The organism is Propionivibrio sp. (genome assembly GCF_016790145.1).
In the GTDB taxonomy this organism is placed as follows: Bacteria; Pseudomonadota; Gammaproteobacteria; order Burkholderiales; family Rhodocyclaceae; genus Propionivibrio.
The window spans coordinates 1-10,627 of record NZ_JAEUOI010000079.1; the positions used below are offsets into that span (position 1 = coordinate 1).

Annotated in this window: 8 protein-coding genes and 1 tRNA gene; 2 read left to right on the forward strand and 7 right to left on the reverse strand. The window is 58.1% G+C overall.

What is annotated here, in order from left to right; genetic code table 11:
* Positions 1–627: Bax inhibitor-1/YccA family protein (locus JNM42_RS06880; protein WP_294267943.1), on the reverse strand; the 627-nt coding region annotated here is incomplete at its 3' end.
* 139 nt (positions 628–766) lie between these two features.
* Here JNM42_RS06880 and JNM42_RS06885 point away from each other — a divergent pair.
* Positions 767–854: transfer RNA gene (locus tag JNM42_RS06885), tRNA-Ser, on the forward strand.
* A 128-nt stretch (positions 855–982) separates the two neighbouring features.
* Here JNM42_RS06885 and JNM42_RS06890 read toward each other — a convergent pair.
* Together JNM42_RS06890 and JNM42_RS06895 are read right to left on the reverse strand one after the other, a co-directional pair.
* Positions 983–1,330: a DUF86 domain-containing protein gene (locus JNM42_RS06890; RefSeq protein WP_294267944.1), complete on the reverse strand. Its 348-nt coding sequence runs from the start codon at positions 1,328–1,330 to the stop codon at positions 983–985.
* On the reverse strand, positions 1,323–1,613 hold the full coding sequence (locus tag JNM42_RS06895; protein WP_294267945.1) for a nucleotidyltransferase family protein: 291 nt from the start codon (positions 1,611–1,613) through the stop codon (positions 1,323–1,325). Before JNM42_RS06895 ends, JNM42_RS06890 begins: the two co-directional genes overlap by 8 nt.
* Before the next feature lie 618 nt (positions 1,614–2,231).
* Here JNM42_RS06895 and JNM42_RS06900 point away from each other — a divergent pair.
* Positions 2,232–3,875: a putative maltokinase gene (locus tag JNM42_RS06900; protein ID WP_294267946.1), complete on the forward strand. Its 1,644-nt coding sequence runs from the start codon at positions 2,232–2,234 to the stop codon at positions 3,873–3,875.
* Here JNM42_RS06900 and JNM42_RS06905 read toward each other — a convergent pair.
* From JNM42_RS06905 to JNM42_RS06920, 4 genes are all read right to left on the reverse strand, one after another.
* Positions 3,847–5,457, reverse strand: coding sequence for a ShlB/FhaC/HecB family hemolysin secretion/activation protein (locus JNM42_RS06905; RefSeq protein WP_294267947.1), 1,611 nt, complete (start codon positions 5,455–5,457; stop codon positions 3,847–3,849). The genes JNM42_RS06900 and JNM42_RS06905 overlap by 29 nt on opposite strands.
* Complete coding sequence (locus JNM42_RS06910) at positions 5,454–6,869, reverse strand: FecR domain-containing protein (protein WP_294267948.1); 1,416 nt, start codon at positions 6,867–6,869, stop codon at positions 5,454–5,456. Before JNM42_RS06910 ends, JNM42_RS06905 begins: the two co-directional genes overlap by 4 nt.
* 249 nt (positions 6,870–7,118) lie before the next feature.
* The gene (locus JNM42_RS06915; RefSeq protein ID WP_294267949.1) at positions 7,119–7,841 is read right to left on the reverse strand and encodes a SapC family protein; all 723 of its coding nucleotides are present in this window, start codon (positions 7,839–7,841) and stop codon (positions 7,119–7,121) included.
* Positions 7,842–8,046: 205 nt separating this feature from the next.
* The coding region (locus JNM42_RS06920; protein ID WP_294267950.1) for a hypothetical protein at positions 8,047–10,627 on the reverse strand (2,581 nt) is incomplete at its 5' end.

The window sequence follows — 10,627 nt, forward strand, 5'->3', positions numbered from 1 at the left end:
GAGGTACACCGCCAGCGTTGCCGAGATGTAGTTATCCTCGCCGCCATTCACGATCCGGCTGATGTCGTAAAGAATGTAGGCCGAGAAAATCATCACGGCAACAGCCGAAATGGTCAATGACAAGGCCGGGATCTGGAAGAAGATGTTGGCAACGGCGGCGAGCAGCACAACGATCACGCCGATGAAAAGAAACTTGCCGAGGAAGCTGAAATCCTTCTTGGTCACGGTGGCCACGGTGGCCAGCGTAAAGAAGATGGCACCGGTACCACCGGCGGCCGTCGCGATCAGCGAGCCGCCATTGGAGAAACCCAGGGCAACCTGCAGAATGCGCGAGAGCATCAAGCCCATGAAGAACGTAAAGCCGAGCAAGAGAACAACGCCCATGCCACTGTTCTTGGTGCGCTCGATTCCCCACATGAAGGCGAAGGCGACGCCCATGAACACCATGAATGAAATCATCGGGCTGCCGGCAAAAAACGAGAAGCCCATCTGCACGCCAAGCAGGGCGCCGATTACCGTTGGCACCATCGACAACGCGAGCAACATGTAGGTGTTGCGCAAGACCTTGTTCTGTTGCAGCGATAAGTCCTGAGTGGCCTGACCGGTCATCTGAAATTGCGGTTGCATTGAAATTTCCTCCAAAATAAATTACTGAATTCCGTCTTGAGACCAAGCAAGGGTGCCACAAGTTGCAAGACAGGGGGTAACAGTTTGTAACGTGTTATCATACGCCCCGCCGCAGCGAGGCAACCTGCAGTCTCAAACTGGAAGCGTGGCAGAGTGGTCGATTGCACCGGTCTTGAAAACCGGCAAAGGGCAACCTTTCGTGAGTTCGAATCTCACCGCTTCCGCCAGATGACCATTAATTGCAATGGTTATAGCCAATTCAGCGTTTAAACTAGCTGATCGAATTCAAATACTATTCAGAATTCTTAAGTACGCGCGAGTGAGTTATAGACTCCCTAAGTATTCTATTCTCAGGTCAAACGCTCGCCAAGTGCCGAAGTTTTGGCAACAACACCGGTATGTCGCTTTCGATGATGCTCCACAATGTATCGTTGTCGATTCCAAGGTAGCCGTGAATCAGACGGTTACGGGTAGCAATAATGAGCCGCCACGGTAGATCTGGATTGGCAATTCGTACGGCATCCGGAATATGCGTTGCGGCCTCGCCGATCAGTTCGAGATTTCGCAGGGTGGCGTCGTAATTTAGCCCGTTAGCGATAAACCCAGACTGATCAAGGCCTTCGGTATAGGTGATGACCTTCTCGGCAAAGCCGATCATATCGTAAAGGTAGAAACGCCATTCGCGGAGGGCGTTGTCAGACATGCACTACCTCCCTTTCGATGAATGGACGCAACTCGGGGCGCAAAGCCTTTTCGGTTACCAGATCTACCGGGCTGCCGAACAAGTCTTCGAGATAAAACTGGACACCAAAGTAGCGTTCCGATGTTGCTGGTCCATCAAAGGCCACCAGAACATCGATATCACTGTCAGATCGTGCCGCGTCGCGTGCGGTTGAGCCAAACAGAGCGAGGCGCGTTACTCCGTATCGGGCCGTCAAGGCTGGTTTGCTCTGTGCGAGCAATGATATGGCGTGAGAACGGTTCATGCTTACCTCCGAGCAATCATTGTAACTTACCCAACGATCCTTACTCATGAACGTTCGGAACAGCGCTCATGACATCCTGCCAGGGAGAGCAAAATTTACCGGGCTGAAAATTTACCCGTTTGAAGCTTCTTTCTCTGATAGGCGATTGAAGGTAATCCCAATCCGGGAAACGTTTGCGGCTTGAGTCATTCCGCACCATAGGATAACGAAGTACTCGTGCCATGCCTTGGAAAGCCGCAAACACACCGATAATCAATTCGTATATCAAAGCCTTGGCGGATTGGGGTGTTCAGACGAGGACATTGTCGGACTATACTTCGACGTGGAGCCATTGGGGCGTATAGTGAGATTGGTCCAGTTGGGTCATCGGCGGCCTCAGTTACCACTGGTACCGCTTCCGCCAAAATAGCAATACAAGCTGAAAACAACGAAATTTTAATGCAAATCCCATATATCGAAAACTATGCAGCACGAATTCCACCACGCCGCTCTCCTCCCTTTCCACAAAGCGGGATACCGATCCCTGGTTATCCTTGCGCCTAAGTCGCATCAAAATCCCAAGCCTTCAGACTCATGGCCCTATTGGAATGCACCATCAGATATGACAAGCAGCGCCCGATGACTCCGTATACCCCATTGCCCTTGCTGCATGTCTCCGATGGTTGGGAGAGTTTTTTCACCGACCGTGGGGACGAAGCCACTTTGGCGATGGCGACGGCTCTGCAGGCGCAATTGACCGGGGTCGTGCTGCCGGATTTCATGGTGCAGCAGCGCTGGTTTGCCGCCAAGGGTGAGCGAATCGAGCATGTTGTCATCTCCCGGCAGGCGATCTGGAAGCGGAAATGGCTGTTTCTGCAAGTGCAGGTCAATCTGCCGCATGCCGGAAGCCAGACCTACTCGCTGCCGCTGGCGCTGGCCTGGGAAGAGGACGGCCTTGAAACCCTGGCAGCCCGCCAGCCGGATACGCTGGCCAGGGTCAGCCAAGATGGCCGGCAGGGAATCCTGTACGATGCTTACGCTGACGAGACTTTCTGCAATGAATTGCTGGAAGCGATGCGCCAACAGGCATTCTTTCCGCAATCTTGCGGTCGCCTGAAATTCTCTGCGAGTGCTGACTTTGCCCGGCTCGCCGGGGATGGTTCCACGCCATTGCCGGTGCAGCCGGCGACTGCGACGAGCAGCAACACCACGCTCCGGCTTGGCGACCGGCTATTTCTCAAGGCTTGCCGGCGGCTATGGGCGGGGATCAATCCTGAACTGGAGATGGGGCGCTTCCTGACCGAGGTTGCTTCTTATCGCTACATCGCGCCGCTCGCCGGCGCGCTTGAATTTGAGGACAACGACGGCACGCTCACTACGCTGGCGCTGGTGCAGGGGCTGGTCGCCAGCCCGGGCGATGCGTGGAGTTATACGCTCGCCTGCCTGAGTCGTTTTCTGGACGAGTGTCGCCACCAACCCGACGCGATGCGGAGGCAACTCGATACCTGCCATGAGGCAATTCTGCGGCAGTTATCGACCCTCGGTCGGCGCACTGGCGGGTTGCACTGCGCGCTCGCCACACCGAGCGGCGATCCGGCATTCGACCCGCAGCCGATCACCTCCGCCGACCTGCAGCACTGGGTGCGGCAGGCTGGCGCCGAAGCGGCACAGACTCTGGAAAAACTGGAACGACACCTGCCGCATCTGGCGCGCGACCAGCAGCCCAAAGCGCAAGGGCTGTTGACAGCTCGCCCTGCGCTGCTGGCGAAGATTCAGGCCTTGCTCCCCCTGGCGGTAGAAGCGGTGATCACCAGGTATCACGGTGATTTCCACCTGGGGCAGGTGCTGCTGGTCAACGAGGATTTCGTCCTGATCGACTTCGAGGGCGAACCTGGCCGTACCCTAGAGCAGCGCCGCCGCAAGAATTCGCCATTGCGGGATGTGGCCGGCATGCTGCGCTCGTTCAACTATGCCGCCAACTGCGCCTTGACTCAGGCAGTGGCGGGAAACGCGGCAAGCGTTGATTTGCTGGAACCGTTTGTCATCGACTGGGAACGGCGTGGGCGGACGGCTTTTCTGGCGGGTTACGGCGAAGCGGTGCGATCTTGCCCGGTTTACCCCCAGGACCCGCAGGCGGCGGCCAACCTGTTACAACTATTCGAACTGGAAAAGGCGTTTTACGAACTGCGCTATGAACTGGACAACCGGCCGGATTGGGTGCATGTGCCGCTGGGCGGTTTGACAACCTTGCTGCTCAAAAATAACCGACTATACTTGCATTGAGCATGGTGCTGCCCGGTTCCATGACGCCACCGCCCTGATCGACAATACCCAGATCCAGGCGCAGGCTCACCCGCTTGCCGTAACCGGCACGCAGGCCGACACCGTAGCTCGAAATCTGTTGTTGCTGTACCTCGCCGGGCAGCGCATGGTTGCGATACAAACGCGCCGCCGCATAAAAAACCAGCAGGCGCGCCCGCACCTCGGGGGTGTCGAATACATTGCCCAGATCCGGCGTGTACAACTCGGCCGCGAAACGGTGGCCGTAGTCGTTGGCGACCTGGCGCTCATAAAAACCGGGCACCGAATCCATTCCGCCGGCGCCAAACTGCTCGCCGCTGACCAGCGCATCGCGCGTCGCCTGCCCCTGCACAACGCCGCGCAGCATCCAGTCGGCGGGCAGCAGTTGAGTGCCATTCAATTGATAACGCCACAAGCGGTAATTGGCATCGGCTCCCTGCCGCCCGCCAGGGCGGTTAAAGGCCTCGGTGGTTCCGTCGCTTCCACCGGGAATGTTCTGCGCCACGCCGAGCGAAAAAGAAAGCTCCTGCCCGCTCAGGCGAAGATTCCCGGAATAGGTCAGCGACACCGGATGGACCGTGCTATCGGGGACCAGACTTTCACCCCCGCGATCATTGGCCTTGACGCTGTTGGTGTAGGCCCGGTAATCGAAGCCATAGGCCAGTTTATGCATCAATTCGCCCCACGGCGGCAGATACTGTTCGAATCGCGCAGCAAAGATCTGACCACTGCCGCTAATGCCGAAGTTGCCCGCTGCCGTCGTCAGGTTGCCCGAATCGACATTGGAATAACCATAGGCAAACTCGAGTGCATTGCCCGACTGATAAAGCGGAACGCGATAACCGAGGCCAAAGATCGTCACCTGTTTGACGTGATCGGGCGAGGTGATGTACTGCATCGACAGCATGTGGTCGCTGTCGAACAGGTTGGAGTGCTGTACGAGCAGGCCGGTGCGATACTCGCCCGTCGTGTATTTACCATTGGCGTCCGGGGTGCCGGTGTTGTCTGCGGTCAGGGCAAAACGCAAGGGGTTTTCATCGGCCACACGCACCAGCGCATCGACTTCGCCCTCCTGCTCACCGCGACGCAGCACCAGATTGGTCTGTTTGGCGGAATTCTCGTTGGCTACACGCAATTGCCTGCTGATCCGCTGCATGTTCGGGCGTTCGCCCTCCTGCAGCGCGGGCAGGCTGGCGCGTACGTTCGCTTCCGAAAAAAACTTGTTACCGTCGACCTGAATGCGCCCGACCCGGGCTTCGACAATGCGCAGACGAACCGTGCCGTCCTCGATGTCCTGCTCGGGTAACAGGGCTTTGACCGCACCATACCCTACCGCATCGTAATACGCCTCAAGCGCGCCGATGGCCGATTGGATCGTCTCGAAATCGACCGCCTCACCCGTAAAAGGCCGCAGCACGCTGTCGATTTCATCGGCCGTTAGCACGGTATTTCCCTCGACCACATAGGCGCGTATTGCGAACTTCGGCTCGCTTTCATAGGCCAGTACAAGCCCGCTACAGGACAGGGCGAGCCATAAACCCAGAACGTATTTTGTTATGTTCAATTTGCCCTGCAACTCACCGGATCGACGCGCAGGTCGCGCAGGTAGGCGTCACGGTCGAGGAAGGATGGCGTTGATCCGAGCCTGAAAAGCTCGGTGCCTTCCGGCCCGGCAAAACCGGTTTCGCCGACATTGAGCGTAATCTGCTGACCATTCTGTTGCGTCATTTCAACGCGACCCTCCTTGACTTCGACATAGAGGCCGGGCTCGCTCATGCTGTTGCCATCGAGACCAAACAACTGCTTGAAGTCGATATCCAGCAACTCCGGTTTGGGCGCCGAATTGTCACGCATGAAGCCGGGCGTCTCCGCCAGCAGCAGGGGTGTGGCGCCAGGTGCGTCCACATAGCCGGTCTGACCCTTGGGCACAACCAGGGTGTGCTGGCCCGACTTGATCTCGATCTCGCCATCGCGCGTGGTGGCATACAGCGCCTGATCACAGGGCAGCGCAACGCTGGACTCCGGAGTGTAGTCCTGCGGATTCTTGCTGCCCGAGGGCGCGCAGACGAGATCGAAATTGGTGCCACGGATACCGACGGTGGCCGTTACCGTGTCGAACTTCACCTGCTGCGGCTTGCGTTTGCCGAGCAACCCGCTGACGACGCGCAGTCCACCCTTGATCAGGTCGGTAATCATGGTGCCGCTATCCGGTGCTTTGGCGTTGTAGCGATAGGCGGTCAGCGTGTAGCGGCTGCCGGCACTGAGGACGACGCGCGTTTCATCGCTCAATACCAGCGTGGCAAAACCGGGCGAGGCGCTCTCGACCGTATCGCCCCGATAAACCGGGTCACCGACTTTCAGCGGCTTCGGTTGCCCACCCATCGGGGTCACCATGGCTTGCCCTTCGGCGCTGAAGAGACGCGCGGCAATCGGGTTAGCCGAGACCGGCACAACGCTTCTCTTGCCGGTGTCACCAGCCTTGCTGTCCTGAGCACAATCCGCTTCGCAAATGCGTGCCACAAAATCCGTGCCGCGAATGCCGATGGTAGCCGTCGCGCCATCGAGGCGATAGGCGTTCTCATTGCCACGCTTGCCAATCAGTCCGGTGAGGTTGCGGATGCCGCCCTTGAGCAGACGCATGACCAGATTGTCCTTGTTCGGCTGATGTTCCTGGAAGTGGTAGTTGCTGACCAGCAGCGAAGACGAGGGTCGGACCGCCAACTCGCTGCCATCGGTGAAGCGCAGGCGCGCATAGCTGTTCTTCTCGGTAGTCAGCGTATCGCCTGCCTCGACCGTGGAGCCGGTGGCGACGATGCTGCGCTTGCCGCTGGCCCGGGCAACAAAGACCGTGCCGTCGGTAATCTCGACAGTGGCAATCGGCGCGGCAAAGGCTCCATGCGCCAGCAACAGGGCAGCGAGTGAAGCAACCCACAGTTTGCGCAGCAAGCTACGGCCACTATCGAAAGATTGATTCATCGGCATTCCTGACATTGTTTTACAAGACCACCCACGCGCACTCCCCAATCAGAGACAGTGAATTATTTGATCAACACCGCCCAAGCCACCATTCCGGCGCACCCCAGGAGTGCTTCCTTCGGGGCAAAAGCCGGAATCCAGCAGCTTCCTCCGATATCCATAAAAACAATCGGATAAACGGGCTGGGCCCCGGCATCCGCCGGGGTGACGAGCGTGGAAATCAGGCAGTAATGATTTTTTCACAGACGCTCAGTTACCCAGACGCGCAGCGAGTTTTTCGACCAGTTGCTGAAGATTGCCCAGCGACTGGAGGTGAGCGTAGATCAATCCCAGCTCACCCGAACTGAAAAAGTCATGAACCTTGTCCCGGTCGAGCACTTGCAGGCGGTTCTGATCGACCACGTACATGCCAGACAGGCGGAAATCGGATCCGTCGCCCAGCCTGGCCTGGGCATTGGACTCGACCAGCAGGTTGTAGTCCGCCAGACGCTTGCAGAACGCCTGGGTTCGCAAGGCCTGCTCCTGATACTCCTGCAGCAGGCCGATTACATTTTTAAGTGTTGGGCTGGGGCCATTTTCGTCAAACAGGGCTTCTCCGTCATCCACACCCAGGCATTCCGCTTTCTCATCGATGCAAACCAGCAACTTTCCATCGCCTGTATCTGCCGGGGCAAAGGGATAACGGCGAATGAATGCCGGCAGATAACGCCCATCCCAACGACCATCCGGCTTGATGAAAAGGTTCTCCGACTCGCGCAGTCCCAGCAGTGCAACCGGCATATAGGATTGATCGGCACCCTTGACAAAGACGATGGGCAAATCCCTGGACGCATCGACAAACTCGCCCATGACCAGTGGTACTGAATTTGTCTTCCTGGCAAAATCAAGGTTTCTGACCTGATCGAGCTTGAGCTTTCCGTGCTCTTCCTTGTCGAGGGAAACCACGCGCTGGTAAAATATGAGGTCGGTCATTTTGCTTCCAGTTAGAAGTAAGGTCGCGCCAGCGACTATCGGTTCTCTCCTGCCCTCCGGGATACCCGGCGACCAGGCGAGCGGCCACCCGGTCGAACGGCATTTTATTCCATCAGACGGGTTGTGTGTTGCTCGCGCGACCTTCTTGTTGATTCAAACCTCATAAAATCCCCTCACCCGGCCTTAGACTATCGTTTCATCGGCATCAATGACATTGCTTCAGGCTCGACAAATCAGCCTCCTTTTCATCGAGCTGTGCGTACTGGGCAAACAACTGCTCAATCGGGATCTCGGTGTCATTGACCAGCATCCGGTTGAAACTGGCAACCGTCTGCCCCACCGTAAATGCGTCGAACAGGACTAACTGCAGTGGCGACAGCCCCAGTGTCGATCCACCCACCATCAGCAGTTCGAGATAGCCGGCAAAACTGTTCAGGCTGATGCCGCTCAGCAGATTGGTCGAGGCAAAGCTGCCGGTGCTGCTACCGAAGCTCATGAAGCTGTAACTGGAACCGGCAGCCGGGATATAAGCCCCATACGAGCTCACGTTAAGGGTGCCGGCCAGATTGGCTGTACCCAGCACGTTGATCCAGTCGTAGCCGGTTCCCTGCGCCAATCCGCCCAGTTCGATATTGAGCACGCTGGCGGCACCCAGATTCAGGTTACCGGTGATCGTGACGGCCCCAGGTGAAAAGCCCGGCGCGATCGTGGCGTTGCCAATGAGCATATTGCCATTGACCGTGCCGGTACCGCTGATGCTGCCGGCGTTCAGGGTCACGTCGCCTTGCAGGCTGCCGCCGTTCAGTACAATGTTGCCGGCGTTCTGTATCAGCCCGTTGACAAACAGCGCGTTGCCCACCTGCGCATTGATGGTGTTGGTATTGGTGACGATCTGTGTGAACACCAGCCCGCCGCCGAGGTTGATTGTGCCCAGGTTGTCGATGGCGTTGGTGATGGTCGAACTGGCCAGGTTCAAGGTGCCGGTGTTGGTCAGCGTACCGCTGTTGGTCCACGCCACCGAGTTGCCCGCAGGCAGACTCAGGCTGCCGCCCGACATGGTCAAACTGCCCGTACCACCAAAGGCGCCGCCGGTCAGACTGAAGGCACCGGCAACATCGAGCGAGCCATTATTAGTCAGCGTACCGCCGAACAGGTTCAGGGCGACGCCAGCAGGCAGTACCGTTGCGCCGCTGAGCGTGAGGCTGCCTGACTGTAGTGTCAGCGAGCCATCAGGCAGGGTCAGGTTAGTGAACGCGAAGTTCAACCCGTCGATCACGCGGTCGCCCGTCCCGGCGAACAGGAAGGTGCCACCACCCGAGAAGCCAAGCGTACCAGCGCCCCCGATGGTGCCGTCTACCCAACTGAAAACGCCCGCCGGGTTGCTCATGTCCAGCGTGCTGCTGGCGGGCAGTGTCATCACACCACCCAGTTGCTGAGCTACCGGCCCGGCAACGTTAACGACACCACCGGTTGTGAAATTGCCCCGGTTATACAGGTTGCCGGCTATCGTGACGTTGGTGAGGCTGGCGCTGGCCCCGGCCTGGTTGGTGAAATTGCCGGGCAAGGTGAGGCTGGAGCCGCTTACGCTGCCCAGATTGGTCAGATTGCCGCTGCCACCAAGAGCCAGCGCGTTGAGATTGATCGTCGTCCCGGCGGCAAACTGCAGACCGCTCGTGATGCCGGTGACATTAAGTACGCCACCGCCGTCGAAGCTGCCCGGCCCGGAGAACACCGTCCCGTCGGCAAAATTGTGCGTACCACCCTGAAAGTCGATCGTTGCGAGGTTATTAGCAAGGAAGGTGCCGGCATGCGAGCCCCCGCCCGTCAGACTGAGCGTACCGTTGACCGCCTTGACCAGCCCCGTGTTGTTAAGCGCATTCGGGATGACCGTGGGGCCTAAACTGGTATGGTTGAGTGTGCCTGATACGTTCAGCGTTCCGGCACCAGCCAGTGCGCCACCCGCCAGGTCCAGCGTACCGGCGACATTCAGTGCACCACTGTTGGTAAGTGTTCCACCACTGAGGGTCAGCGTAGAACCGCTGGCCAGGTTGCCTCCGGTAATTCCCAGCGAACCACTCTGCACATCGAGCGAACCTCCCGTAATGTTGAAACTGTCGGCATTTAGATTCGGCCCGTCGAGCACTAGTGCACCAAGGCCATTGACGTTGACGAGAGCACCACCCGAAGGAATGAAATTCCCCGCCCCAATGAGTGCTCCACCTGACCAGTTGAAAGCACCACCGTTCTTGGTCAGGGACGCACCGCCGGCAATGGTGACGCTGCCGCCGGTCAGGTCGAATGCCGCGCCGTTGATCGCGCTGCTTCCGGAACTGATGTTCAGCGTGCCCTGATTGCTCAGGCTACCGCTCAGCGTCACATTGTTGAGCGTCAATGCTCCCTGGTTGAGCAGTGTTCCATTGCCGCCTATGTTGAGCCCGGAGAGGGTTTCACTGCTCGAAGAGGCCAATGTCAAAGTCTTGCCGCTATTGATGCCGACGCTGCCAGCGGTGTAATTCAGAGCATTGTTGATCGTTGCGTTATCGAAGTTGGCGTTTGCACCATTCAGGTTCAATGCGCCATTCACTACGTTACCATCTGCAAAGTTGTGCGTGCCGCCGTTGAACTGCACGTTGCCCGTCAGATTAAGGGTACCGCTATGATTGCCGCCGGTATTGAGCTGGATCGCGCCGCTGCTCGCACTCACCGTCCCGCCGGCATTGTCCAGCGTCACGCCAGTGGCGAAGTTCGCGTTGCCGACGCCGGCCGTCTTCTGCCAGGTGCCGGCG

Coding starts and splice junctions, on each gene's coding strand:
- JNM42_RS06890 (WP_294267944.1), bottom strand. CDS start 1,330: ATGTCTGACAACGCCCTCCGCGAATGGCGTTTCTACCTTTACGATATG.
- JNM42_RS06895 (WP_294267945.1), bottom strand. CDS start 1,613: ATGAACCGTTCTCACGCCATATCATTGCTCGCACAGAGCAAACCAGCC.
- JNM42_RS06900 (WP_294267946.1), top strand. CDS start 2,232: ATGACTCCGTATACCCCATTGCCCTTGCTGCATGTCTCCGATGGTTGG.
- JNM42_RS06910 (WP_294267948.1), bottom strand. CDS start 6,869: ATGAATCAATCTTTCGATAGTGGCCGTAGCTTGCTGCGCAAACTGTGG.
- JNM42_RS06915 (WP_294267949.1), bottom strand. CDS start 7,841: ATGACCGACCTCATATTTTACCAGCGCGTGGTTTCCCTCGACAAGGAA.